At 68.4% G+C, this 25681-nt stretch carries 21 protein-coding genes, 1 tRNA gene and 1 pseudogene; 8 read left to right on the top strand and 15 right to left on the bottom strand.

All coding sequences use genetic code 11. The features are described 5' to 3' along the window. Positions 1-25 precede the first annotated feature (25 nt). Entirely contained in the window at positions 26-937 is a 912-nt protein-coding gene (locus tag GA0116996_RS05915; RefSeq protein ID WP_092308404.1) for a glutamate/aspartate ABC transporter substrate-binding protein, read from the bottom strand. Between the two features lie 105 nt (positions 938-1042). Further along, positions 1043-2326, bottom strand: coding sequence for a D-amino acid dehydrogenase (locus GA0116996_RS05910; RefSeq protein WP_092308147.1), 1284 nt, complete (start codon positions 2324-2326; stop codon positions 1043-1045). Between the two features lie 145 nt (positions 2327-2471). Here GA0116996_RS05910 and GA0116996_RS05905 point away from each other — a divergent pair, with 145 nt between their 5' ends. Together GA0116996_RS05905 and paeA are read left to right on the top strand one after the other, a co-directional pair. Continuing rightward, positions 2472-3437, top strand: coding sequence for a LysR substrate-binding domain-containing protein (locus GA0116996_RS05905; protein WP_092308145.1), 966 nt, complete (start codon positions 2472-2474; stop codon positions 3435-3437). Positions 3438-3520: 83 nt separating this feature from the next. Beyond that, positions 3521-4840, top strand: coding sequence for a polyamine export protein PaeA (gene paeA, locus GA0116996_RS05900; RefSeq protein ID WP_092308143.1), 1320 nt, complete (start codon positions 3521-3523; stop codon positions 4838-4840). Here paeA and GA0116996_RS05895 read toward each other — a convergent pair. The 6 genes from GA0116996_RS05895 to GA0116996_RS05870 all read right to left on the bottom strand — a co-directional run bounded on the left by GA0116996_RS05895 (position 4722) and on the right by GA0116996_RS05870 (position 11057). Next, the gene (locus GA0116996_RS05895) at positions 4722-5852 is read right to left on the bottom strand and encodes a phosphatase PAP2 family protein (RefSeq protein ID WP_116330500.1); all 1131 of its coding nucleotides are present in this window, start codon (positions 5850-5852) and stop codon (positions 4722-4724) included. The two genes, paeA and GA0116996_RS05895, sit on opposite strands and share 119 nt — an antisense overlap. Then, positions 5845-6774 carry a DUF1653 domain-containing protein gene (locus GA0116996_RS05890; RefSeq protein ID WP_092308141.1) on the bottom strand — a complete coding sequence of 310 codons (930 nt, stop codon included), beginning with the start codon at positions 6772-6774 and terminating at the stop codon, positions 5845-5847. Before GA0116996_RS05890 ends, GA0116996_RS05895 begins: the two co-directional genes overlap by 8 nt. Before the next feature lie 149 nt (positions 6775-6923). Continuing rightward, positions 6924-7013 (bottom strand) — tRNA-Ser (locus tag GA0116996_RS05885). Positions 7014-7093: 80 nt separating this feature from the next. Further along, positions 7094-8398: a serine--tRNA ligase gene (serS, locus tag GA0116996_RS05880; protein ID WP_092308139.1), complete on the bottom strand. Its 1305-nt coding sequence runs from the start codon at positions 8396-8398 to the stop codon at positions 7094-7096. 81 nt (positions 8399-8479) lie between these two features. Then, entirely contained in the window at positions 8480-9844 is a 1365-nt protein-coding gene (locus GA0116996_RS05875) for a replication-associated recombination protein A (RefSeq protein WP_092308137.1), read from the bottom strand. 79 nt (positions 9845-9923) lie between these two features. Beyond that, on the bottom strand, positions 9924-11057 hold the full coding sequence (locus GA0116996_RS05870) for an ABC transporter ATP-binding protein (RefSeq protein ID WP_092308135.1): 1134 nt from the start codon (positions 11055-11057) through the stop codon (positions 9924-9926). Between the two features lie 153 nt (positions 11058-11210). On the opposite strand from GA0116996_RS05870, the gene GA0116996_RS05865 reads away from it, so the two are divergent. Beyond that, positions 11211-12854 carry an ABC transporter permease gene (locus GA0116996_RS05865; protein WP_092308133.1) on the top strand — a complete coding sequence of 548 codons (1644 nt, stop codon included), beginning with the start codon at positions 11211-11213 and terminating at the stop codon, positions 12852-12854. 106 nt (positions 12855-12960) lie between these two features. Continuing rightward, the gene (locus GA0116996_RS05860; RefSeq protein WP_092308131.1) at positions 12961-13632 is read left to right on the top strand and encodes a hypothetical protein; all 672 of its coding nucleotides are present in this window, start codon (positions 12961-12963) and stop codon (positions 13630-13632) included. Positions 13633-13731: 99 nt separating this feature from the next. On the opposite strand, the gene GA0116996_RS05855 is transcribed toward GA0116996_RS05860, so the two are convergent. After that, positions 13732-14769, bottom strand: coding sequence for a Fe(3+) ABC transporter substrate-binding protein (locus GA0116996_RS05855; RefSeq protein WP_092308129.1), 1038 nt, complete (start codon positions 14767-14769; stop codon positions 13732-13734). A 184-nt stretch (positions 14770-14953) separates the two neighbouring features. Further along, positions 14954-15307: pseudogene (locus GA0116996_RS05850) on the bottom strand (hypothetical protein). Between the two features lie 247 nt (positions 15308-15554). On the opposite strand from GA0116996_RS05850, the gene GA0116996_RS05845 reads away from it, so the two are divergent. After that, positions 15555-16655, top strand: coding sequence for an NAD(P)-dependent alcohol dehydrogenase (locus GA0116996_RS05845; RefSeq protein WP_092308127.1), 1101 nt, complete (start codon positions 15555-15557; stop codon positions 16653-16655). 26 nt (positions 16656-16681) lie between these two features. Here the strand turns inward: GA0116996_RS05845 and GA0116996_RS05840 are convergent, their stop codons facing one another. From GA0116996_RS05840 to GA0116996_RS05830, 3 genes are all read right to left on the bottom strand, one after another. Beyond that, entirely contained in the window at positions 16682-17119 is a 438-nt protein-coding gene (locus tag GA0116996_RS05840; RefSeq protein ID WP_092308125.1) for a hypothetical protein, read from the bottom strand. 8 nt (positions 17120-17127) lie between these two features. Continuing rightward, a complete protein-coding gene (lolA, locus tag GA0116996_RS05835; RefSeq protein WP_018007095.1) occupies positions 17128-17763 on the bottom strand; it encodes an outer membrane lipoprotein chaperone LolA in 636 nt (211 codons plus the stop codon). A 174-nt stretch (positions 17764-17937) separates the two neighbouring features. Further along, positions 17938-20274, bottom strand: coding sequence for a DNA translocase FtsK (locus GA0116996_RS05830; RefSeq protein ID WP_092308123.1), 2337 nt, complete (start codon positions 20272-20274; stop codon positions 17938-17940). Between the two features lie 232 nt (positions 20275-20506). Here GA0116996_RS05830 and trxB point away from each other — a divergent pair, with 232 nt between their 5' ends. The 3 genes from trxB to GA0116996_RS05815 all read left to right on the top strand — a co-directional run bounded on the left by trxB (position 20507) and on the right by GA0116996_RS05815 (position 22913). Beyond that, on the top strand, positions 20507-21472 hold the full coding sequence (gene trxB / locus GA0116996_RS05825; RefSeq protein WP_092308402.1) for a thioredoxin-disulfide reductase: 966 nt from the start codon (positions 20507-20509) through the stop codon (positions 21470-21472). A 112-nt stretch (positions 21473-21584) separates the two neighbouring features. Next, positions 21585-22259, top strand: coding sequence for a Smr/MutS family protein (locus GA0116996_RS05820; protein ID WP_092308121.1), 675 nt, complete (start codon positions 21585-21587; stop codon positions 22257-22259). A gap of 12 nt (positions 22260-22271) precedes the next feature. After that, the gene (locus GA0116996_RS05815; RefSeq protein WP_092308119.1) at positions 22272-22913 is read left to right on the top strand and encodes a trimeric intracellular cation channel family protein; all 642 of its coding nucleotides are present in this window, start codon (positions 22272-22274) and stop codon (positions 22911-22913) included. A gap of 74 nt (positions 22914-22987) precedes the next feature. Here the strand turns inward: GA0116996_RS05815 and glnK are convergent, their stop codons facing one another. After that, positions 22988-23326 (bottom strand): P-II family nitrogen regulator, encoded by a 339-nt coding sequence (glnK, locus tag GA0116996_RS05810; RefSeq protein ID WP_006162803.1) that lies wholly within the window; start codon positions 23324-23326, stop codon positions 22988-22990. A gap of 246 nt (positions 23327-23572) precedes the next feature. After that, positions 23573-25621, bottom strand: a complete 2049-nt coding sequence (locus GA0116996_RS05805; RefSeq protein ID WP_092308117.1) for an NAD(+) synthase — start codon at positions 25619-25621, stop codon at positions 23573-23575. Positions 25622-25681 lie beyond the last annotated feature (60 nt).

The following is a 25681-nucleotide window of genomic DNA, read 5'->3' as shown; positions in this document are numbered from 1 at the left end:
GTTGCGCCCCCGCCAGCCCCCTGTCTTACTGATAGGCCTTGTCGTTGGGCGCCGCGAACAGCGCCTTCATGTCGGCCGACAGCGGGTAGTTCATGTTGATGCCGCGCGGCGGGATCGGCGTCATGAACCACTTGTTGTACAGCTTCTCGGCACGGCCGCTGGTCTGCAGGTCGGCGATCACGCCGTCGGCCAGCTTCTTGAACGAGGGATCGTCCTTGCGGAACATGCAGGCGTAGTTCTCGGTCTGCAGCGGCGCGCCCACCACCACCCATTCGGCGGCGTTCTTGGCCTTGGTGCGCTCGCCGTACAGCAGCGGCTCATCCATCACGAACGCCGCGGCACGGCCGGTTTCCAGGATCAGGAAGGACTGGCCGTGGTCCTTGGTGCTGATCAGGTTCATGTTCATGGCCTTCTCGCCGTTCATCTTCACCAGCAGGCGCTCGCCGGTGGTGCCTGCCGTGGTGACCACGTTGCGGTCCTTCAGGTCGGCAAACTCCTTCACGCCTGAATCCTTCTTGGTCAGCATCTTGATGCCGTAGACGAACAGGCTGTTGGAGAACGCGACCTGCTTCTGGCGCTCGAGGTTGTTGGTGGTGCTGCCGCATTCGATGTCGATGGTGCCGTTCTGCACCAGCGGGATCCGGTTCTGCGAGGTGATCGGCGTCAGGCGCACCTGCAGGTTGGGCATCTTCAGCTCGCTTTTCACCTTGTCGACGATCTGCAGCAGGATCTCATGCGAGTAGCCCATGACCTCCTTGCCGTCGGTGTACGAGAACGGGATCGACGATTCGCGATAGCCGAGCGAGATCACGCCGCTGTCCTTGATCTTCTTCAGCGTGTCGCCGTCGGCAGCATGGGCGGCGCCGGCGGCCAGCAGCAGCGTGGCTGCCGCAAGTGCGCGGCGGGTGGCGGATCGGTGGGGGTGCAGCGTTTGCATGTGGCGCTCCTTGTAGTGGGGCTTGGTCATCGAGGCATGTTTTATGGACAGCTTCAGGTACTGCGGACTTACCGGTACGGCAACAACCCATGCTCGGCCGCGGCGCTAGGCGCGCGCGGCGTCGAAATCCTCTGCGTCGATGGCGGGACGGCGCCCCGCCAGGCGGTCGGCCAGCAGGCCGGCACTGCCCATCGCAAGCGTAAACCCCAGCGCGCCGTGGCCCAGGTTGAGCCACAGCCCCGACACCCGCGACGGTCCCACCAGCGGCAGGCCATCCGGCGTGGCCGGTCGCAGCCCGGCCCACGGCTGCAGCTGCGCCAGCGGCTGGTCCGGCACGATGCCGGGAAACAACGCGCGGGTCTGGGCCACCAGCGTGCCGACCCGTTCCGGATCGATGCGGGTGCCGCCGCGCACCAGGTCGGCCATGCCTGCCACCCGCAGTGTATTGCCGATCCGGGCATAAACGATCTTGTTGGCAAAATCCGTCACGCTGATATGCGGCGCCTGCGCGCCCCCGGCCAGCGGCACCGTGATGCTGTAGCCCTTGAGCGGCCACAGCATCGGCCGTACCCCGAGGGGGCGCAGCAGCGGCACGCTGCCGATGCCGCCCGACACGATCACCACGTCGGCGGGCACCACCCCGGCCGGCGTACGCACCCCGGTGACGCGCCCGCCCTGCTGCACCAGCCCTTGCACGACGGTGCCAAAGCGCATCGACACGCCCGCGTACGCGCCGTCTTGCAGCAACCGTGCCAGCGACAGGCAGAAGCGATGGCAGTCGCCCACCTCCTCGCTCGGGGTATGGATCGCGCCGGCAATGTCGTCGCGGATGCCGGCCAGCGCTGGCTCCAGCGCCACGCAGGCATCGCGGTCCAGCGCCTGCTGCTCGCAGCCCAGGCTGGCCTGGTAGTCCAGCAGCCGGCAGGCCGAATCAAACGCCGCCGCGTCGCGGTGCACCACCAGCTTGCCGCGCCGCGCAAAATGGAAGCCGGCGCCGCCGTCGTCATGCTGGTGCCGGGCCACGAAGGCCTGCATCAGGTCGCGCGAATAGAAGCCCAGCCGCAGCAGCTTGCGCGTGGTCGCCTCGCTGGTGGCGCTGTTGCAGGCGGACATGAAGGCGGCCAGCCAGCGCCACTGCGCCGGGTCCGCCGCCGGGCGAAAGCGCATCGGCGAATCGCGCCGCAGCAGCCAGCCCGGCACCTTGGCCAGCACGCCCGGCCCCGCCAGCGGCGCCACGTAGCTGTAGCTCAGCTGCCCGCCATTGGCAAAGCTGGTTTCCTCGCCGGGGCCGTCGTGGCGCTCGAGCACCGTCACCTGGTGGCCATCCTCGGCCAGGCGCCATGCCGTGGTCATGCCCACCACGCCCGCGCCCACGATCACCACCCGCATTGCCTTTCCTTTGCTCGTGTCCATCAGGCAGAGCGTAGTGCAAGCGCGCCGGCTTGCCCAATGCGAATACGTGCCAGAATATGTCTTCAGGCTATGGGCGCCAATCGCCGCCTTGCCACGCCCTTTCCACCACGCCCCGGACGCCATGCGCCTGCGCCAGATCGAAGTATTCCGCGCCGTGATGCTGACCGGCACCGTCAGCGAGGCCGCGCGCCTGCTGCACGTGTCGCAGCCGGTGGTCACGCGCGTGCTGCAGCATGCCGAGGCCTCGCTCGGCTTCCGGCTGTTCGAGCGGGTGCGCGGACGGCTGCAGGCAACGCCCGAGGCCAACGCGCTGTATGGGGATGTCGAAAGGCTATATGGCGAGATCGAACGCGTGCGCCGGGTCTCGGAAAGCCTGCGCCACAAGGGTGCGGGCCGGCTGCGCGTGGCCGCCACGCCGAGCCTGGCCAACCCGCTGCTGGTGCCGGCGGTGCGCAGCTTCTGCGCACGCCACCCCGACACCCAGGTGCAGGTGCTGACGCACCATACCGACGAGATCGTCGGCGCGCTGCTGGCCAACCAGATCGACCTGGGCTTTGCCTTCGCCCCGCCTCGGCACGAGGCCATCTCGAGCGAGCCGGTGGCGAGCGGCCGCATGCTGCTGGCGGTGCCGCGCGCGCAACCGCTGCCCGCCGGCGGGCGCCGCCGCATGGTGCCGATGCAGCGGCTGATGGAGCGCGCCTTCATCGGCTATGACGACAACAGCTCGCTCGGCCTGCTGGTGCGCCAGACCCTGGCGCGGCACGCGCTGGAACCGCGCTCGATGCTGGAGGTGCAGACCTACTCGCTGGCGCTGGCGCTGGTCGACGCGGGCCTGGGCATGACCCTGCTGGACCAGTACACCGCGCTCAGCGCCAGCGCGGAGCGCGTCGCGCTGCATGACGTGGCGCCGGTGCTGCCGTTCGAGATCCAGATGCTGCGCGCCAGCCACCGCGCCGGCTCAAGCCTGGCCGACGACCTGCGCGACCAGTTCGCGCAGGCCGCCGAGACGCTGGCGGCAACGCTGCCGCAGCGGCTGGAAGCGCCGACGGCAAGCTTCGACGCCGCCCCCGCCAGACGCCGCGACTGACGGGAGCACAGATTGACAGCCGCGCGCGCCGTGCACCATCATCAAGCCGCCTGCAGGCACAACCTGCCAGCGCAACCCTGCCTATGTTCGTCCTGACCCTGATCCTGCTCGTCCTTGTCAGCGCCTTTTTCTCGATCTCCGAGATCGCGCTGACCGCTGCCCGCCGCACCAAGTTGCAGGTGCTGTCCGAACGCGGCGACGGCCGCGCCACGCGCGTGCTGCTGCTCAAGGAAGAGCCCGGGAATTTCTTCACCATCGTGCAGATCGGGGTCAACAGCGTCGCCATCCTGGCCGGTATCCTGGGCGAGAAACATGTGTCCGACCTGCTGCTCGAAGCGCTATCGCCCTACATGCAGGTGGTGCACGCGCAGCGCGCCGCGAATATCGGCTCGTTCCTGATCGTGACGCTGCTGTTCATCCAGTTCGCCGACCTGATCCCCAAGCGCATCGCCATGACCTTTCCCGAGGCCTGCGCGCTGGCCGTGATCGACCCGATGCTGACGCTGCTGCGCGTGCTCAGGCCGCTGGTGTGGGTCTTCAACGCCGCCGCCGATGCCATGCTGCGGCTGCTGCGACTGCCGACCAAGCCGGTGGACCAGATCACCACCGAGGACATCGCCGCGATGGTCGATGCCGGCGCCGAGGCCGGCGTGCTGCACAAGCATGAGCTGCACCTGATCGAGAACGTGTTCGAACTCGACTTCAAGGGCATCACCGCGATCATGACGCCGCGCGACGAGGTGGTCTACCTGAGCCTGGACGAGCCCGCCGACAGCGTGCGCCGCAAGCTGGTCAACCAGCCGCACGCACAATACCCGGTGTGCGGGCACGACCTGGACGACGTGCAGGGCTATATCGATTCCAAGGACATCCTGCAGCTGCTGCTGGCCGATGAAAGCGCCGCGGTGATGGGCAATATCGGCCGCTACCACGACAAGAACGTGCTGGTGATTCCCGACACGCTGACCCTGTCCGAGTCGCTGACGCGCTTCCGCGAGATGCACCAGAGCTTTGCCGTGGTCATGAACGAGTACGGGCTGGTGGTGGGCATCGTCACGCTGGACGACATCGTCGGCGCGCTGATGGGCGACATTCTCTATTCGAGCGAAGACGAGCAGATCGTGCGGCGCGACGACAGCTCGTGGCTGGTCGATGGCCTGACGCCGCTGGTCGACCTGAAGAAGGCGCTGGAGCTCGACACCCTGCCCGGCGAGGACTACGTCGATACCGCGGCCGGACTGGTGATCTATGCGCTCAAGCGCATCCCGAAGAAGTCCGAGTCGATCACCGTGGCGGGCTATCGCTTCGAAGTGCTGGACATCGACCATCACAAGATCGACCAGCTGCTGGTGTCGCGCCTGCCGCCAGCACCAGAGGCTGGCGCGGCTGCGACGCCAGCGTAGCAGCGCCGGCCTGGCGATAGCGCTCGAGCGTATCCGGCAGCCGGAACCACGCCACGTAGCCGAACGCCGCCACCACCGCAACCGCCGCCACCACACCGAGCCGCGACGGCGCCACCGAGCCCTGCGGCGCCGGCCCGTGCAGCGTGCGGTAGGCGGTGCCCAGCAGCGCGATCCACGCCAGCCCGAGCGCATAGCCCGCGGCCACGTCGGACAGCCAGTGCATGCCCAGGTACAGCCGCGACACGCCGATCGCCGCCACCGCCACCACGGTCAGCGCCAGCACCGGAATGCGCACGCGCCACGGCTGGCGCAGGCACATCAGGAAGGCCAGGAAGCCATACGTGACCATGCTGCTGGTGGCGTGGCCACTGGGGAAGGAATACGATTCCAGGCCGCTGTAGATGCTGGCCGGACGCACGCGCGCCATGCCCAGCTTGAGCGCCATCACGCAGGCGCGCGCGCCGAGCAGCGCGGCGGCCCAGTACAGCGCCACGATCCAGGCCCGGCGCCAGCACAGCCACGCGAACACCGCCACGCCCACCGCCACGGAAATACGACCGCCGCCGAGCTCGGTCACGGCCACCATCGCCACGTCGAGCCAGTCGCTGCGCAAGGCGCGCAGGCCCGCGTACACCTGCTGGTCCAGGCGCACCACGTCGGCATTCTCCGCGACCTCGCCGGCCAGCCAGAACAGCGCGCTGCCGCAGGCCAGCAGCACGGCGCCGGCCAGCAGCACCAGCAGCAGCTCGGCCACGTCGCGCTCGAGCACGCGCAGCGTAAGCGCGCCCAGCCGCCGCGGCCGCTCCGCCACGCGTGACGACAGCGCGCCGGCACCCCACACGCGCCAGCGGTCCAGCCAGTGCACCACGGGCCGCAACAGCGCCACCAGCAGCGGCACCAGGCTCAGCAGCAGCAACGTCACCAGCGTGAACAGCGCAAGCAGCCCCAGCGCCGTGCCCGGCGTGAGCCAGGCCTGGACCAGCTCGCTCACGCGCGCCGGCGCGTCAGTCACCGGCCGCCTCTGCCGCGGCCACGCTGCGCGCGATATTGGCGCGGGCCGGCGCCTCGCAGTCGGCGAAGGGCGCGGTCAGGAACAGTTGCGGGCGCCGCGCCAGCTGGCTCAGGAATGCGGCGCGGCGGCGCATGAACTCGGCCCACAGCGCATCGCCCTGCAAGCCGGTGCGCGCGGCCAGCAAGGCGCGGTTCTCGGCGAAGACGTCCTGGCTGTGGCTGTCGAACACATCCGGCGGCGCGGCCAGCCTGAGCAGGTCGAGATCGAGCACGGTGTCGGCGCCCGCGCAACTGGGTCGATGGCCGCGCGTATCGAGCACGATCTGCGCGGCGCGCTCCAGCACCGCGCGCGCCTCATCTGGCGCCACGGAATCGATCATGGCGGCCGAGGCGGCTTCGTTGTGCTCGCAGCCGGCCACATAGACTGCGTCGTGGCACAGCACCGCCAGCGCCTGGGCACGGTCCAGCGCCACGCCGCGTGCATGGGCGGCCTCGAACATCTCCAGGATATGGCGGCGGTCGTGGTAGCGGCGGTACGGCGTGTCGTGCAGCGACAGCACATCGAGCACCGCCTGGCGCGGCAGGAAATCCAGGCAGGCCAGGGCCGCGGGCCAGTCGGGCGCGAAGCGCGGCACCTCGCCCTGCGGCGTGGCCACCGGTTCGCTGAACACATCGGCGCGGCGCACCCACAGCAGCGACGGATCGCGCATGGCGCGGTAGACCACCACCGGCGCCAGGTCGGCCTCGAAGCGCCCGATGCCTACCGCCGTATAGGCGCCGCCCTTGTAGTGCCGGTACGGCATGCCGTAGACAAGATCGGGATCGGCCGGCAGTTCGGACGGATCGCCGTGGAAGGCCGGTGCGGCGGCTGCATTGTCGGGGGGCTGGGTCATGGTGCGGCATCCTGCGTGGCGGATCGCCATGATAGTGCACCAGCCGGCGCGTGCCGTGGCCGCAGCACAAAACCGGCCGCCGAAAAAACAAAACCGACGCGCACTTTCGTGAGCGTCGGCCTGAGTTTTACTACACTGTTGTTGCCTGTCCGGTGGTCGAGACCGGGCAGCTTCTTGTCTGGCGGAGAGGGTGGGATTCGAACCCACGGTACCGTCGCCGGTACGCCTGATTTCGAGTCAGGTACATTCGACCACTCTGCCACCTCTCCGGTAACTGCTTTGCCGTGTGGCGAAACCAAGATTATAGCCACACGGCGCCGGCCAGTGCAAGAGGCCGACAACAGATTTTTTACAGCTCCGGTTCCAGGCGGGTGACGCCGCCCATGTACGGCTGCAGCGCGGCCGGCACCGTGACCGAGCCGTCGGCGTTCTGGTAGTTCTCCAGGATCGCCACCAGCGTGCGGCCGACGGCCAGGCCCGAGCCGTTCAGCGTGTGCACCAGTTCCGGCTTGCCCTGCCCCGCGCGCATGCGCGCCTGCATGCGGCGCGCCTGGAAGTCGCCCATGTTCGAGCAAGAGCTGATCTCGCGGTAGGTGTTCTGCGCCGGGATCCACACTTCGAGGTCATAGGTCTTGGTGCTGCCGAAGCCCATGTCACCAGTGCACAGCACGATGGTGCGGAACGGCAGTTCCAGCTTCTTCAGGATCGCCTCGGCGTGCCCGGTCAGTTCTTCCAGCGCGTCGAACGATTGCGCGGCCGGAACGATCTGCACCATCTCGACCTTGTCGAACTGGTGCTGGCGGATCATGCCGCGCGTGTCCTTGCCGTACGAGCCCGCTTCCGAGCGGAAGCACGGCGTATGCGCGACGAAGCGCAGCGGCAGCTTCTCGCCGGCGACGATGGCGTCGCGCACGATGTTGGTCAGCGGCACCTCGGCGGTCGGGATCAGGTAGAAGTTCTCGATGCGCTCCCCGTCTTCACTGCCGATCTTGCGCGGCACCTTGAACAGATCTTCCTCGAACTTGGGCAGCTGGCCGGTGCCGCGCATCGACGCGGCGTTGACGATGTACGGCACGTACATCTCGGTATAGCCGTGTTCCTGCGTATGGGTTTCGAGCATCAGCTGCACCAGCGCGCGGTGCAGGCGCGCCATGCCGCCGCGCAGCATCGAGAAGCGCGAGCCCGTCACCTTGACCGCGGTGTCGAAATCCAGCCCCAGCTTCTCGCCCACGTCGACGTGGTCGCGCACGGCAAAGTCGAACTGGCGTGGCTCGCCGACGCGGCGCACCTCGACGTTCTGAGTCTCGTCGTTGCCCACCGGCACGCTCTCGTGCGGCAGGTTGGGAATCGACAGCATCAGTTCGCCCAGATGCGCCTGGATCTCGTCGAGCCGCGCGGCCGAGGCCTTGAGCGTGTCGCCGATGCCGCCCACTTCCGCCATCACGGCCGAGGCATCCTCGCCCTTGCCCTTGAGCACGCCGATCTGCTTGGACAGGCTGTTGCGGCGCGCCTGCAGTTCCTCGGTCTGGGTCTGCAGTTGCTTGCGTTCGGCCTCGAGTGCCTGGAACGCCGCCACGTCGAGTTGGAAGCCGCGCGTGGCAAGGCGTTGCGCCACGGCGTCGATGTCTTTGCGGAACAGCTGGATGTCGAGCATGTTGCTAAGGTGGAGTGCAGGGCCAGCGACATGCCGGCGGACCCGCCATTTTACTGCACCCACGTTAGCAAACAGGCAAACCTATTCGCTGGTCTTGCCGCCCTTGCCGTGGTCCTTCGGCTTCGCGGCACGCTGCTCGCGATGCCAGGCATCGTCCAGCTCGCGCAAGTGACGCAGCTTCTCGGCGATCTTGCCTTCCAGTCCGCGCGGCACCGGCTGGTACCAGCCCTGCGCCTTCAGGTCGTCCGGGAAGTAATGCTCGCCCGCGGCATAGGCCTCGGGCTCGTCGTGCGCATAGCGGTAAGCGTGGCCGTAGCCCAGCTCCTTCATCAGCCGGGTCGGCGCATTGCGCAGGTGCACCGGCACCGCCCGCGACTTGTCCTTGGCGACGAAGGCACGCGCGGCGTTGTAGGCGTTGTAGCCGGCGTTGGACTTGGGCGCGACCGCCAGATAGATCAGGGCCTGGCCCAGCGCCAGCTCGCCCTCGGGCGAGCCCAGCCGTTCATAGGTCTCGGCCGCGTCCAGCGTGATGCGCGCGGCGCGCGGATCGGCCAGGCCGATATCCTCCCACGCCATGCGAATAATGCGGCGCGCCAGGTAGCGCGGGTCGGCGCCGCCATCGATCATGCGGCAGAACCAGTACAGCGCGGCGTCGGGGTCCGAGCCGCGCACCGACTTGTGCAGCGCGCTGATCTGGTCGTAGAAGGCATCGCCGCCCTTGTCGAAGCGGCGCAGGTTTTCCGACAGCGCGCTGCCGAGCAGCGCGGTATCGATCTGCGCGGCGCCGGCATTGCGCGCGGCGCGCGCGACGATCTCGATGTTGTTCAGCAGCTTGCGGCCGTCGCCGTCGGCCGACGCCACGATCAGCTGCAGCGCTTCATCCTGCCAGCTGATGCCGCCGAGTTCCTCGGAGGCGCGCAGCGCCAGCTGGGTCAGTTCGGCATCGTCCAGGCTCTTGAGCACGTAGACCGCCGCGCGCGACAGCAACGCGCCGTTGACCTCGAACGAAGGATTCTCGGTGGTGGCGCCGATAAAGGTGAACAGGCCGCTTTCCACATGCGGCAGGAACGCGTCCTGCTGGCTCTTGTTGAAGCGGTGCACCTCGTCGACGAACACCAGCGTGCGCCGGCCATGGGCGCGGAACTGCTCGGCGCGCTCGACCGCCTCGCGGATGTCCTTGACCCCCGACAGCACCGCCGACAGCGCGATGAATTCGGCGTCGAACGCATCCGCCATCAGCCGTGCCAGCGTGGTCTTGCCCACGCCGGGCGGCCCCCACAGGATCATCGAATGCGGCTCGCCCGACTCGAATGCCACGCGCAGCGGCTTGCCCGCGCCAAGCAGGTGCTGCTGGCCGATCACCTCGTCGATGGTGCGCGGGCGCAGGCGCTCCGCCAGCGGTTGCCGGGAACGGTCGGGAGATTCGGAAAACAGCGTGTCCGCCACGGTAGTCAGGCCCTGTCAGTGCGCAAGATGCAGAACGCCACAGTGTAGACCATCGGCGCCGGCGCGCTTGCGCGCGCGCTCAGGCGGCAAACGCCACCACGTCCTCGATCTCGACGCGGATGCCGATGCGCTCGCCCACGGCGTGGTTGTGGTGCGAGGGCACCAGCGCCAGCACGCGGCCGCCGCTGGCCAGGCGCAGCGTGTACAGGATCTCGGCGCCGCGGAAGGCCTTGTGCACGACCTCGGCGCGCATCGGGCTGGCGTCGTCGTGAATGATGTCGTCGGGACGCACCAGCACGTCGACCGCCGCGCCGGCCGGCAGGTCCAGCGGCACGGCCGCGCGCAGCAGGCCCAGTTCCAGTTCGATCTGGGCGGCATCACGCATGCGCCCGGCCATCAGCACGCCCTGGCCGATAAAGCCCGCGACGAAGCGCGACGCCGGACGGTGGTACAGGTCGTGCGCGCTGCCCCATTGCTCGATCACGCCGTCGTGCATCACGCCGATCTCGTCGGCCATGGCGAAGGCTTCGTGCTGGTCGTGCGTGACCAGGATGGCGGTGGTGCCCTGCGCCTTCAGGATCGACCGGACTTCCAGGCTCAGGCGTTCGCGCAGGTCCACATCGAGGTTGGAGAACGGCTCGTCGAGCAGCAGCAGTTCCGGGCGCGGCGCCAGCGCGCGTGCCAGCGCGACGCGCTGCTGCTGGCCGCCGGACAGTTCGTGCGGATACTGGCCGCCGGCGCCGGCCAGGCCGACCAGCTGCAACACCTCGTCGACCCGCGCCGCGCGCTCGGCCCGGCGCGCGCGCGTGAGGCCGAAGCCGACGTTGGCCGCCACGTCCAGGTGCGGAAACAGCGCATAGTCCTGGAACACCATGCCGATGCGGCGCTGCTCCGGCGCCAGCAGCGTGCCCGACGAGGACACGGTCTGCCCTTCCAGCACGATGCGCCCGTCCTGCAGCGGCTCGAACCCCGCGATCGCCCGCAGCACCGTGGTCTTGCCGCAGCCGCTGGGCCCCAGCAGGCAGGCGATATGGCCGCGCGCCACCGAGAACGACAGGCCCTTGACCACGGCATGGCGGCCGAAGGCGTGACGGATACGCTCCACCTCGATGACAGCCGGAGCGGGGACTGCCGCATCCGGCGCATCCGCGCGGGTAGCCGGACGGCTGCGGGCCGGGGTGTCAAGCAGTCGTGAATAGGAATCGGTTCGCATGTGCGCATTATAGGGACGTGCCGCGATCGTGCAGCCCCGCACGACCTTCCTACGCGCGCCCGACGCCGCCGGCATTGCTAGAATGCGTCAGCCCGCACACCGCGCCGCCAGGCGCAGGTCCGGCGGGCGGCACTTTGCTCACCGTTCCCGCGCATGCTCCTGTCCAGCCGCCGCCGCTTCCATCCCCTGACCCTGGCCACCGTGGCGATGGCGCTGCTGATCGCCGTGCCGGTGCTGGTGATCGCCTCGGCCGTGCTGCTGCCCGCCGGCGATACCTGGCGCCACCTGATCGACACGGTGCTGGCCGAATACGTGCTCAATACCGTCTGGCTGCTGTGCGGCGTCGCCGCAGGCGTGCTGCTGCTGGGCGTGACCACCGCCTGGCTGGTCTCGACCTGCCGTTTCCCCGGCCACGCCGTGATGGAATGGGCGCTGGTGCTGCCGATGGCGATGCCGGCCTATGTGATCGCCTACGCCTACACCGACGCGCTGCAGTTCGCCGGCCCGGTGCAGGGCTGGCTGCGCGAGCTGACCGGCTGGCGCGCGCGCGAATACTGGTTTCCCGAGATCCGCTCGCTCGGCGGCGCGATCGCGCTGTTCTCGCTGGTGCTGTACCCGTACGTCTACCTGACCGCGCGCGCCGCCTTCCTGCAGCAGACCCAGAACACCCTCGAAGCTGCGCGCCTGCTCGGCCATGGCGCCTGGAGCCGGCTCTGGCGCGTGGTGCTGCCGCTGGCGCGGCCGGGCATCGTCGCCGGCACCGCGCTGGCGATGATGGAAACGCTGGCGGACTTCGGCACCGTGGCCTACTTCGCCATCCCGACCTTCTCCACCGGCATCTACCGCGCATGGTTCTCGCTGGGCGACAAGAACGCCGCGGCGCAGCTGTCCGCCTGCATGCTGCTGTTCGTCGCCGCCATCCTGCTGATGGAGCGCGCCAGCCGCGGCCGCGCGCAGGTGTTCGGCAACCAGCGCCGCGCCGCGGCCTGGACCCTGGACGGCGCGCGCGGCTGGCTGGCGCTGGCGGCGTGCCTGGTGCCGGTGCTGCTGGGCTTCGTGGTGCCCGCGCTGATGCTGTGCCGCATGGCCTTTACCGATGGCGACGCGCAGTTCGGCCCGCGCTTTGTCGGCCTGGTGCGCAACAGCTTCCTGCTGGCCAGCGCCACCGCTCTGGCGGCGGTGGCGGTCGCGCTGGCGGTGGGCTATGCCGCGCGCGCGGTCAACGGCAAGCGCAGCTGGCTGATGCGCGGGCTGACCCGGGTGTGCGGCATGGGCTATGCGCTGCCGGGCTCGGTCATCGCGGTGGGGGTGCTGGTGCCGGTGGCGCGGCTGGACAATGCGCTGTCGGCGTGGCTGCAGCAGCAGTTCGGGGTCTCGGCGGGACTGCTGCTGACCGGCGGCATCGCCGCGCTGGTCTACGCGCTGCTGGTGCGCTTCCTGGGGGTGGCGCTGCAGACCGTCAACGCCGGGCTGGGCAAGATCACGCCCAGCATGGACGCGGCCGCGCGCAGCCTGGGCCATGGCCCCGGGGCCACGCTGCGGCGCGTGCATTTGCCGATGCTGCGCGGCAGCCTGCTGACCGCCGCGCTGATCGTCTTTGTCGACGTGATGAAGGAATTGCCGGCCACCTTCGTGATGCGGCCGTTCAATTTCGACACGCTGGCGGTGCAGGCCTACAACCTGGCCGCCGACGAACGCCTGACCGAGGCCGCCACCGCCTCGCTGGTGATCGTGGCGGTGGGGTTGCTGCCGGTGATCGTGCTGTCGCGCACGATCCGCCGCCAGGCGCAGCGCTGAGCCGCCCCCAGTCGCGCTAAAGTCGCGCGCGCCTCGCGCCGATAGCCTCTTATGGCCCGGCCTCCGCCCGGGCGCGACCCGCGGCATGCCCGCCGCACAAGAGCCTATGCTGCGATATCACATCCTGCTGTTCAAGTTGAACCGGCTCAGCCGCAACAAGCTGAGCGGCGTGGAAGAAGTCTCGCTGGCCGGACAGCTGGCCGAGATGATCGGCTCGCCCGACAGCGCCGCACGCGTGATCGACGACCTGTTCGACCATGCCAACCCGCAGGTACGCCGCATCGCCCTCAATGCGGTCCGCCGCGCGCGGCAATTTTCCACGCCCGCGCTGCAGCCGGCGCTGGTGCGCCGCATGGCCGATGCCGAAGCAGCCGTGCGCCACGACGCCGTCTGGATCGTGCAGGAAACCCGCATGGATGGCGCCGAGCTGCGCGCCGCGCTGCGCCGCCTGGCCGGCAAGGTACAACTGCCGTGGGATGCCGACCGCGCCCGCGCCAACCCGAGCGATACCGCGCTGGCGGCACAGGTGCGGGCGCGCATGGCGCTGGACAAGCTGCTGGAGAAGAGCGCCGCGGAGCGCAACCAGGCGCTGGCGGCGATGGCGCTGGGCTCGACCTCGGACCAGCCCTATGCCGAAGGCACGGTCGGCCACAAGGGCTTGCTGCACCGGGCGCTGGTGCGCAGGCAGGCGGGGCGCCGGCTCAACAGCAGTGTCAAGCTGACGTTCCGCAAGGTTGAACCGACGCAGGTGACGGGGAACAAGCGGTTTTTGCTGTGACAGCGACGTCTGACAGTTGATAACTTGGCAACCGCTTGTTTCTCCCCTCTCCCGCGCGCGGGAGAGGGGAGAAAAGCAGAGCCAGGCAATCCTTCGGCTTTACTTGAACCCCGCCCGATCCACCAGCTTCTGCGCCTGCGGCTGGTACTTGCCCAGCTCGGCCACATTGATGGCATCGGACTTGAACTCGCCCAGCGCTTCCAGCACGGGGTTGCTGACCTTCACGCCCTTCACCACCGGCCATTCGTTGTTGCCGTCGGCAAAGTAGCGCTGCGCCTCGTCGCTGGCCAGGTACTCCAGAAACTTGACCGCCGCTTCCTTGTTCGGCGCGTGCTTGAGCATGCCGCCGCCGGAGACGTTCATGTGCACGCCCTGGCTCGACTGGTTGGGCCACACCACGCCCAGCTTGTCGGCCACGGCCTTGTCTTCGGGCTTGGTCGACTTCAGCAGGCGCGCGATGTAGTAGGTATTGGCGATGGCCACGTCGCACTCGCCGGCGGCAACCGCCTTGAGCTGGTCGGTATCGCCGCCCTTGGGCACGCGCGCCAGGTTGGCGGCGACGCCGCGCGCCCATTGCTCGGTGCGGGCCTCGCCGTCGTGGGCGATCAGGCTGGAAATCAGCGACAGGTTGTAGACATGGCCGCTGGAGCGCGTGCAGACCTTGCCCTTCCACTTGGGGTCGGCCAGGTCTTCATAGTTGGCAATGTCGCCGGACTTGACCGCGGCCTTGTTGTAGGCGATCACGCGGCCGCGTGCCGAGAAGCCGAACCACTCGCCATTCGGATCGCGGTAGTTGGCCGGGATGCGCGACTCCAGCACCTTCGACTTCACCGGCGCGAACACGCCGGCCTGCTGGGCGCGCCACAGGCGCCCGATATCCACCGTGATGAACACGTCCGCCGGGCTGTTGGCGCCTTCGTTGCGGATGCGCTCCAGCAGCGGATCTTCCTGGCCTTCGATGCGGTTGATCTTGATGCCGGTCTGCTTGGTGAAGTTGGCGTACAGCGCCTCGTCGGTCTGGTAGTGCCGCGCGGTGTAGAGGTTGAGCACCTTCTCCTGGGCCGCCGCGGCAAGCGGCAGCGTCAGCAGGGCCAGTGCCGCAGCGCGCGGCAGCAAGGTTCGGATGGTGGTTTTCACGCGGTTGGCTCCCCAGCATGGTTTGGGCAGCCGCCGGGCACCCCCAAGGCCGCCCGGTGTTTGGATTCCGGTCAGCGGAAAACAATATTGATTCTTGTTCAGGCGGTCAAATTACATTTCTGTCATGTTGGGTCACGCTTGCGCGGGGTCAAGATGACCCGTCAACACCGGCACGGAGGCGGCCTCAGCCGCGCCGCACCCACACCACCTTGCCGGCCTTGATCCCAAGCGTGCGCCGTTGCGGGTTGTAGTCCATGGTGCCGGGAAACTGCTGGCCGTCCCGTTCGCCCAGGCGCCACGCGCAGCCTTGCAGCAGGCCGATGGCTTCGGCCTCGGGCTTGCCGACCAGCGCGTCGTCCGCCAGCTAGTCCGCCGCACAGCCGGCCGGCGTGCCGAGCGAACCTTGCGGGCCCGGCGCCGGTGCCGGCGCCCCTGGCTCCGCCGGGACGGCGGCGCAGCCGGCCAGCAACGCGCCGCCCGCCGCCAGCCACAGCAGTTGATGGGTCCGGCTGCGCATCATGGCAAGCATCGTAATCATGGGGAGGTTCCTGTCAGGGTTGGCGAGTCAGAGGATTCTGGGACACATGGCGCCGCATGGGGTTCAGTTTCTTTTCATTCAGATCTGAAACTTTTGCCGAATCGGCGCGACGCCGGCGTTTTCCGCTGTCTGATCCGCGCTTGACCTGGATAAACCAGCCTATAACCCATGGGTGCTATCAAGGAATCAGGCGGGCCCGGCAACGGCCGGGCCCATTCGCCACACCCGTACCCACTGGGAGAAACGCATGACCGCAATGATGAAAGCTGCCATCTTTGTCGAGCCCGGCCGGATCGAACTGGCCGACAAGCCCATCCCCGATGTCGGCCCCAACGATGCGCTGGTCCGCATCACCACCACCACGATCTGTGGCACCGACGTGCACATCCTCAAGGGCGAATACCCGGTCGCCCGGGGCCTGACGGTGGGCCACGAGCCGGTCGGCGTGATCGAGAAGCTGGGCAGCGCGGTGGCCGGCTACCGCGAAGGCCAGCGCGTCATTGCCGGCGCGATCTGCCCCAACTTCAATTCCTACGCCGCGCAGGATGGCGCGGCCTCGCAGGACGGCAGCTACCTGGTGCAACAGGGGCTGTGCGGCTGCCATGGCTACAAGGCCACCGCGGGCTGGCGCTTCGGCAACCTGATCGACGGCACGCAGGCGGAATATGTGCTGGTGCCCGATGCGCAGGCCAACCTCGCACCGATTCCGGACGGGCTCACCGACGAACAGGTGCTGATGTGCCCCGACATCATGTCGACCGGCTTCAAGGGCGCGGAGAATGCCAACATCCGCATCGGCGACACCGTCGCGGTGTTCGCCCAGGGCCCGATCGGCCTGTGCGCGACGGCCGGTGCCCGGCTATGCGGCGCGACCACCATCATCGCCATCGACGGCAACGACCACCGGCTCGAGATCGCGCGCAAGATGGGCGCAGACGTCACGCTCAATTTCCGCAACTGCGACGTGGTGGATGAAATCATGAAGCTGACCGGCGGCCGCGGCGTCGATGCCTCGATCGAGGCGCTCGGCACGCAGGCGACCTTCGAGCAGGCCTTGCGCGTGCTCAAGCCCGGCGGCACGCTGTCCAGCCTGGGCGTGTACTCGAGCGACCTGACCATCCCGCTGGCGGCCTTTGCCGCCGGGCTGGGCGACCACAAGATCAACACGGCGCTGTGCCCCGGCGGCAAGGAGCGCATGCGCCGGCTGGTCAATGTGATCGAATCGGGCCGCGTCGACCTGGGCCTGCTGGTGACCCACCACTACCCGCTGGAGGATATCGTCGCGGCGTACGACCTGTTCGCCAACCAGCGCGACGGCGTGCTGAAGATCGCCATCAAGCCGCACTGAGCCGCGCCGCGCGCCGGCAGGGGGACTCAGCCCCGGGCGCGGCTGGCCAGGGTCTTCATCGCGTCGGCCGGCAGCGGGCCGTGGCAGGTACGTTCGCCGCCGGCCTCGCTGACCACCAGCCATACCTGGCCGGGCTTGTCTTTCGGATGCAGCAGCCAGGCCGGGCCGCGCGCGTTGCTGCTCGGCGGCAGGTCTTCCAGCACGCCGGTGCTGGTCGATTGCAGCATCACCGCGCATTCGGTGGCGGGCACGCGGGTGGCTGCGAGGAAGGCCGGATTGCCGACCACTTCGGGCAACGCCGAATCCGGCGCGCGCAGGAAGGCATCGACATCGAACTTGCTGGCGCCACCGCCGCTGCTGGCGCACGCCGCCAGCGCGAGCACGCCAGCGCCGGCCAGCAACGCCACGCCACCGCGACGATACGTTCTTCCCGATCCTGCCGACCCTTCGTGCGCATCGATCATGGCGGCCCTCATTGCTTCATCACGTCGGCGCCCTTGGGCACCGTGAACCGGAACGCATCGGCTGCCAGAGGCGGGTTCTTCTGCATGCCGGTGAAGGTCAGCAGCGTGGTGTTGCCGAACGCGTCGCGCAGCTCCATCGCCTCGAGATTGCCGGCCTTGAAACCGATGCCGATGCGCTCGAACTGCGTGTCCTTGGCCTTGGGCGTCAGCTCCAGCCATTCCACGCCATCGCGCGTCGGCCCGTTCCTGACCACGAAATTCTTGTCGAGGTCGTTGCTGCCGAACAGGATTGCCGCCGGGCTGGAACCCAGCGCGCCGTCGAGCTTGCGCTCGGTGACCTGGTTCAGGTCCTTGTCATAGATGTACAGGGTCTGGCCGTCGGCCTGCAGCAGTTGCTCGTAGGGCTTGGTATAGCGCCATGTGAACTTGCCCGGACGCGAGAACACGAAGGTGCCGCTGGACGTGCCGGTCACCTTGACGTTGGCGCCCTGCCCCTTGACCTGACGCTGCGTGAATTCGCCGCGCGCGCTCTTCACGCCGGTCACAAAGCTCTGCAACTGGTCGGTGGCGGCGGCGTGGGCCGGCGCCTGCAGCGCAAACATCGCCAGCGCGGCGCAAGCCGACACGAGGATGCGGTTTCGCATGGTTGGGATCCTGGTAGTGGTAGGGGTGGTGCCGCGCCCCGCCGTATCGCATCGGGGCCGGGCGCGTGCGACCTGTCCTTTTAGAGCCGCCGTCAGCGCGGGGATTCCGCGCGCCACGCGCCGGCGGGTAACTGGATATTACGAGCGATATTCCGAAGGCCGCGCGAGCGACGCTCAGTCATCTTCGCGCGCGGCGCCGCCACCCTGCACCAGGATGTCGCGGTTGCCGTTGCCCGACATGGCCGAGACCAGCCCGGCCTTCTCCATGTCCTCGAGCAGCCGCGCGGCGCGGTTATAGCCGATGCGCAGGTGGCGCTGCACCAGCGAGATCGACGCGCGCCGGTTCTTCAGCACCACCTCGACCGCCTGGTCGTACAGCGGATCGGCTTCGCCGCCGCCTCCACCGATGCCGGCGCCGCCGCCAAACCCGTCGCCACCGGCGCCGTCATCGGTCAGCCCGCCTTCCAGGATGCCCTCGATGTAGTTGGCCTCGCCGGATTCCTTGAGCTTCTCCACCACCCGGTGGACTTCTTCGTCCGAGACAAAGGCGCCGTGCACGCGCACCGGCAAGCCGGTGCCGGGCGCCAGGTAGAGCATGTCGCCCATGCCCAGCAGGGTTTCGGCGCCCTGCTGGTCGAGAATGGTGCGCGAATCGATCTTGCTGCTGACCTGGAATGCGATCCGGGTCGGCACGTTGGCCTTGATCAGGCCGGTGATCACGTCCACCGACGGGCGCTGCGTGGCCAGCACCAGGTGCAGGCCGGCGGCGCGCGCCTTCTGCGCGATGCGGGCGATCAGTTCTTCCACCTTCTTGCCGACCACCATCATCAGGTCGGCCAGCTCGTCGATGACGATGACGATGGTGGGCAGCTTTTCCAGCGGTTCCGGCGCGTCCGGGGTCAGGCTGAACGGATTCGGGATCTTCTCTTCCTTCGCCGCGGCCTCGTCGATCTTCTTGTTGTAGCCGGCCAGGTTGCGCACGCCCAGCTTGCTCATCAGCTTGTAGCGGCGCTCCATCTCGCCGACGGCCCAGTTCAGCGCGTTGCCGGCCTGGCGCATGTCCGTCACCACCGGGCACAGCAGGTGCGGGATGCCCTCGTAGACGCTCATTTCGAGCATCTTCGGGTCGATCAGGATCAGGCGCACGCTTTCGGGCTTGGCCTTGTACAGCAGCGACAGGATCATCGCGTTGATGCCCACCGACTTGCCCGAGCCGGTGGTGCCGGCCACCATGCAGTGCGGCATGCGCGCCAGGTCGGCCACCATCGGCTTGCCGGCAATGTCCTTGCCCAGCGCCATGGTCAGGCTGGACGCGCTCTCGTTGTAGACCTGCGAGCCCAGGATTTCCGACAGGCGCACGGTCTGGCGCTTCGGGTTGGGCAGCTCCAGCCCCATGTAGTTCTTGCCGGGGATGGTCTCGACCACGCGGATCGACACCAGCGACAGCGAACGCGCTAGGTCGCGCGCCAGGTTCACCACCTGGCTGCCCTTGACCCCGGTGGCGGGCTCGATCTCGTACCGGGTGATGACCGGGCCCGGGTAGGCCGCCACCACCTTGACCTCGACGCCGAAGTCCTTGAGCTTTTTCTCGATCAGGCGCGAGGTGAATTCGAGGGTCTCGGCGCTGACGGTTTCCTGGTGCGGCGGGATCGGGTCCAGCAGCGACAGCGGCGGCAGGTCCGAGTCCTGGATATCGGCGAACAGCGGCTGCTGCTTCTCGCGCTCGACGCGCTCGTGCTTGGGCACCGCCTGCGGTCGCACGATCTGCACCGGCGCGGCCTCTTCGATGCGCACACGCTGGACCTCGACGGTTTCCTTGCGCTCGGTCTTGGCGGCCTCGCCGATGATGCGGTCCTGCTTGCTCTCGCGGCGGGCCTTGAAGCCAAGGAACAGGGTCTCGACAAAGCCGCCGATCTGCTCGGCCACGGTCAGCCACGAGAAATGGAAGAACAGCGACAGCCCGATTGCCAGCAGCAGCAACAGCAGCAGGGTTGCGCCGGTAAAGCCCAGCGCCACCTGCAGCCAGCCGCCGAGCAGGTCGCCCAGCACCCCGCCGGGCGCGCGCGGCAGCGCGGCCCGCAGCGGGTACATGCGGATCGCCTCCAGGCCCATGCTGGAGAACAGGGTCAGCACAAAGCCGATCCAGCTGACGGTCACACCCTGGCGGTGCAGGCTGTGGTCGGTGCGCTCCGGCAGCTCGGCGGTCAGCGTGCGCCAGCCGCGCCAGCAGCGGCGCACCAGCAGCACCGCCAGCCAGTAGGCCGAAAAGCCGAAGATGAAGAACAGCACATCCGCCACCCAGGCGCCGACGCGGCCGCCCAGGTTGTGGATATCGGCCACCTGGTTGGCATGCGACCAGCCGGGATCGGTCTTGCTGTAGCTGGCCAGCACGCACAGGAAACCCAGCGTGACGGCCAGCAGCAGGAACCAGCGGACCTCGCCCAGCAGTTTGCCGATGCGGGATGGCAAGGCTGAGGGATCGGTGCGGGTGGTCGTGGTAGCTCGGGCCATGCCTGGTTGAAACTCGCGTGTTAGGGATTCCGGATGGGTTCGGACCGATACCGCCAGCGGCCGGGGCTCGCTCGCCAGGTGACTGGCAGGCATCGTGGCGGCCATTTTAACGTGGCCCGAGACTATCGCACCCATTGGAATTTGCAACAGTGAGCAAATGCGGCTCCTCTTATAATGTCGCTTTCGAGCAATGCCGGTGGGCACCATGCCGCACCGGCCACAGGAACGCATCATGGCAAAACACGCAAAAGTGCTGATTCTCGGTTCCGGTCCCGCCGGCTACACCGCCGCGGTCTACGCGGCCCGCGCCAACCTGGAACCGGTGCTGATCACCGGCCTGGCCCAGGGCGGCCAGCTGATGACCACCACCGACGTCGAGAACTGGCCGGGCGATGCCAAGGGCGTCCAGGGCCCCGAGCTGATGCAGCGCCTGCTGGCGCACGCCGAGGAATTCAAGACCGAAATCATCTTCGATCACATCCATACCGCCAAGCTGGTGGACGAACGCGGCCAGCCGGCCCGCCCCTTCACGCTGATCGGCGACGCCGGCGAGTACACCTGCGACGCGCTGATCATCGCCACCGGCGCTTCGGCCCAGTACCTGGGCCTGCCGTCGGAAGAATCGTTCATGGGCCGCGGCGTGTCGGCCTGCGCCACCTGCGACGGCTTCTTCTACAAGAACCAGGAAGTGGCCGTGGTCGGCGGCGGCAATACCGCCGTGGAAGAAGCGCTGTACCTGTCGCATATCGCCAGCAAGGTCACCGTGATCCACCGCCGCGACAGCTTCCGCGCCGAACCGATCCTGGTCGACCGCCTGCTGCAGCGCGAGAAGGAAGGCCGCGTGGTGATCCGCTACGACAGCGTGCTGGACGAAGTGCTGGGCGACGACTCCGGCGTGACCGGCATCCGCGTGCGCGGCACCAAGACCGGCCAGACCGAAGACCTGAAGCTGGCCGGCGTCTTTATCGCCATCGGCCACAAGCCCAACACCGACCTGTTCACCGGCCAGCTGGCCATGGAAAACGGCTACCTGGTGACCAAGTCGGGCCTGCAGGGCGATGCCACCGCCACCAGCGTGCCGGGCGTGTTCGCCGCGGGCGACGTGCAGGACCACGTCTACCGCCAGGCCATCACCAGCGCCGGCACCGGCTGCATGGCCGCGCTCGACGCGCAGCGCTTCGTCGAAGCCCTGAAGTAAGCAACCCCTCCGCCGGCGGCCATCACCGCCGCCGGCGCGTCACACGGGCGCGGGCCCGCCCGCGGCCCCGCCAGTCGATATAATCGGCGCCGAGCCTCCGGAGATTTTTTCAATGACGCACGGCGCCCGCAAACCCGACCGACCGCCCCAACGACTCGGCCTGAACGACCTTGCCAGGCTGCGCGACACCCTCAAGGCCGATACCGAGCGCCGCGAAGCCGAGCGCCTTGCCGCCGAGCAGGCGGCCGAGCGCGCCCGCGCCGAAGCCGATGTGTTCCGCACCAGCGTGGGCCAGGTCAGCCAGCTGCGCGACCGCAACCGCGCCCACCATCCCCCCAGCAAGCCCGCGCCCGTGCCGGTGCAGTCGCAGCGCAACGACCAGGCCGTGCTGCAGGCGTCGCTGTCCGACGAGTTCGATGTCGAAAGCCTGCTCGAGACCGACGAGACGCTGTCGTTCCGCCGGCCCGGCATTGGCATGGACGTGGTGCGCAAGCTGCGCCGCGGCGAATGGGTGCCGCAGGACAAGGTCGACCTGCACGGCCTGCGCAGCGACGAGGCGCGCGAGGCGCTGGCCGAGTTCCTGCGCCGCTCGGTGCGCAACGGCGTGCGCTGCGTGCGCGTGATCCATGGCAAGGGCCTGGGCTCGCCGGACAAGCTGCCGGTGCTCAAGGGCAAGGTGCGCAGCTGGCTGGTGCAGAAGGAGGAGGTGCTGGCCTTCGTGCAGGCACGCGAGGCCGAAGGCGGCGCCGGCGCGCTGATGGTGCTGCTGCGCCAGCCGCGCGCCTGACGCCGCGCCCGGATGCATCTTCCGCTCGAGTTGCTGATGGGGCGGCTGCCCCTGATCCTCCACATCATGGAGGTGATCGGCGTGCTCGCCTTCGCGGTCTCGGGCGTGGTCGACGCGCGCAAGCAGCGCCTGGACGTGGTCGGCACCTTCGTGGTGGCCTTTGCCACCGCCTTCGGCGGCGGCACCGTGCGCGACGTGCTGCTCGACCGGCGCCCGTTCTACTGGGTCGACCACGAGGGCTACGTGCTGCTGATCTTCGTGATGTCGTTCGGCGCGTCGTTCGTGCTGCGCGTGGTCAGCCGGGTGGCCTCGGACCGGGCCATGATCGTGGCCGACGCCATCGGGCTCGGGCTGTTCTCGGTGACCGGCGCCTCGCTGGCGCTGGTGGCGCAGATGACGCCCACCGTGGCAGTCATGATGGGCATCATCTCGGCCGTGTTCGGCGGCGTGGTGCGCGACGTGCTGTGCAATGAAGTGCCGATGATCCTGCGCGACCGCTCGCCCTATGCCACCTGCTCGTTCATCGGCTGCTGGATCTATATCGGCCTGACCTGGGTCGAGGTACAGCAGGAGGCGGCGCTGCTGACCGGCGCGCTGGCGATCATCGCCATGCGCCTGGCGTCGGTGCGCTACGGCTGGAAGCTGCCCAGCTGAGCTGGCGGCTCACGCGTACCCACCAATGAAAACGCCGCCCTGCAGGGCGGCGTGTCGCTGAGCTGGCCGGTGGCTCAGACCGCGGCTTCGTCCTGCTCGCCGGTGCGGATGCGGATCACGCGCTCGATCTCGGTGACGAAGATCTTGCCGTCGCCGATCTTGCCGGTGTGGGCGGCCTTGACGATGGCGTCCAGCACGGTATCGAGCTGGTTCTCGGCCACCACCACTTCAATCTTGATCTTGGGCAGGAAGTCGACCACGTACTCGGCGCCGCGGTACAGCTCGGTATGCCCTTTCTGGCGGCCAAATCCCTTTACTTCGGTCACCGTCAGCCCGGTCACGCCGACGTCAGCCAGGGCTTCGCGCACCTCGTCGAGCTTGAACGGTTTGATGATGGCGGTAATCTGCTTCATGACTGGCCCCTGTTTATCGTTTGTTCACGCGCCTGGCGGCGCATCGCCGCGGACGCGGCGCTCTCCGGAGGGCATTTTAACAGCCCTTGCGCGCTTGCATTTCCGCCAGGGCAACAGCCGGCGCGGCCGTTGCGTGGGTTGGCGCGCATCCGGAGCCGTCCGCGCCTGTGGATAACCCTGTGGGCAGCCGCTGGAGAACCTGTGCATAAACCGGCACTCCAGCGCCACGCCAACCGGGCCCGGCGCTCAATCCGGCACCTTCTCCAGATCCGCCAGCCACACCACGGACTCCGAATCACTGGGCGCGCGCCAGTCGCCGCGTGGCGACAGCGAGCCGCCCGACCCCACCTTGGGCGCATTCGGCACGCATGAGCGCTTGAACTGGCTGGTGCGGAAGAAGCGGTCCAGGAAGATCGCCAGGTTGCGCTTGATGTCGGGCAGGCCGTACTGGTTGCGCACCACGTGCGGGCCGTTGGGCCAGATGCCGCGCTCGCGGTCGCCCCAGGCATGCTGCGCCAGGAAGGCGATCTTGGACGGGGCAAAGCCGAAGCGCAGCGTGTAGTAGAGGTTGAAGTCCTGCAACTCGTACGGGCCGATGGTGCTCTCGGTCTTCTGCTCGGGCCCATGGTTGCTGTCGCCGGGGATCAGCTCCGGGCTGATGTCGGTGTCGAGCACGGCCAGCAGCACGTCCGAGCCGCCCTCGCCCACCTGCCCGGTCTCGGCGACCCAGCGCACCAGGTGCGAGATCAGCGTCTTGGGCACGCTGGCGTTGACGTTGTAGTGCGACATGTGGTCGCCCACGCCGTAGGTGCACCAGCCCAGCGCCAGCTCGCTCAGATCGCCGGTGCCGATCACGATGGCATGGTGGAAGTTGGCCAGCCGGAACAGGTGGTTGGTGCGCTCGCCCGCCTGCACGTTCTCGAAGGTCACGTCGTAGACCTTCTCGCCGGCGGCATAGGGGTGGCCCAGGTCCTTCAGCATCGCCAGGCACGACGGCCGGATATCGATCTCGGTCGCGCTGCAGCCCACCACCTGCATCAGCTGGCGCGCCTGCTGCAGCGTGCGCCCGCTGGTGGCAAAGCCGGGCATGGTGTAGGCAAGGATATTGGCGCGCGGCAGGCCCAGCCGGTCCATCGCCTTGGCGCACACCAGCAGCGCGTGAGTGGAATCGAGCCCGCCCGAGACGCCGATCACCACCTTGCTGATCTTGCTCGCCGACAGCCGCTGCACCAGGGCCTGCACCTGGATGTTGTAGACCTCCATGCAGCGTTCGTCGCGCTGGCGCGGATCGGCCGGCACGTACGGGAAGCGCGCCACGTTGCGCTCCAGCGGCAGCGACTTTTCCAGCGTCAGGTCGAGCGGGAAGCGGACCACGCGGAACTGGTCCACCTCGGCCTTGTGCCGCCGCACCGAGTGGCCGAAGGTCACCTGGTGCATGCGCTCGCGCGACAGCCGCTCGACGTCGATATCGGCGAACAGCAGGTGCGAGGTGTCGGCAAAGCGCTCGGACTCGGCCAGCAGCTCGCCGTTCTCGCAGATCAGCGCCTGGCCGTCCCAGGCCAGGTCGGTGGACGACTCGCCCTTGCCGGCCGAGGTGTACAGGTAGGCCGCCAGGCAGCGCGCCGACTGCTGCGACACCAGCTGGTGCCGGTAGCCCGACTTGCCCACCACGATATTCGATGCCGACAGGTTGACCAGCACGGTGGCCCCGGCCAGCGCCGCGAACGACGACGGCGGGATCGGCACCCATACGTCCTCGCAGATTTCGGCGTGGAAGCGGAAGTCGGGGATGTCTTCGATGTCGAACAGCAGGCCGGCGCCGAACGGCACCTCCTGGCCCAGCAGCTGGATCGACGTGACCGCGGCGTTGTCGGCGGCGCTGAACTGCCGGGCCTCGTAGAACTCCCAGTAGTTGGGCAGGTAGGTCTTGGGCACCACGCCCTGGATGCGCCCGCGCGCCACCACCACGGCGCAGTTGAACAGCTGGTGCTCGACCCGCAGCGGCATGCCCACCACCACCGCCGCCGGCAGCTTGCGCGAGGCCTCGACGATGGTGGCCAGCGCCGCCTGGCAGGCATCCAGCAGCGCGCGCTGGTGGAACAGGTCGTCGCAGGTGTAGGCCGACAGCCCCAGTTCCGGGAACGCGACCAGCACGGCGCCGCGCTGCGCCGCCTGCGTCGCCAGGGCAATGGTCTCGTTGGCGTTGAAGGCCGGGTCGGCCACGCGGCAGACCGGCACGCCCACCGCGACGCGCGCAAAGCCGTGCGAATACAGGTTGAAAAACAGGTTTTTCATATCGGGCCTTGGTGTTGGGAGTGGTGCGGCGGCCCGTTGGACCAGCCGCAAGCGTGCGGG

Source organism: Cupriavidus alkaliphilus, from assembly GCF_900094595.1.
In the GTDB taxonomy this organism is placed as follows: domain Bacteria; phylum Pseudomonadota; class Gammaproteobacteria; order Burkholderiales; family Burkholderiaceae; genus Cupriavidus; species Cupriavidus alkaliphilus.
This window is presented reverse-complemented; position numbering and strand designations above follow the sequence as displayed.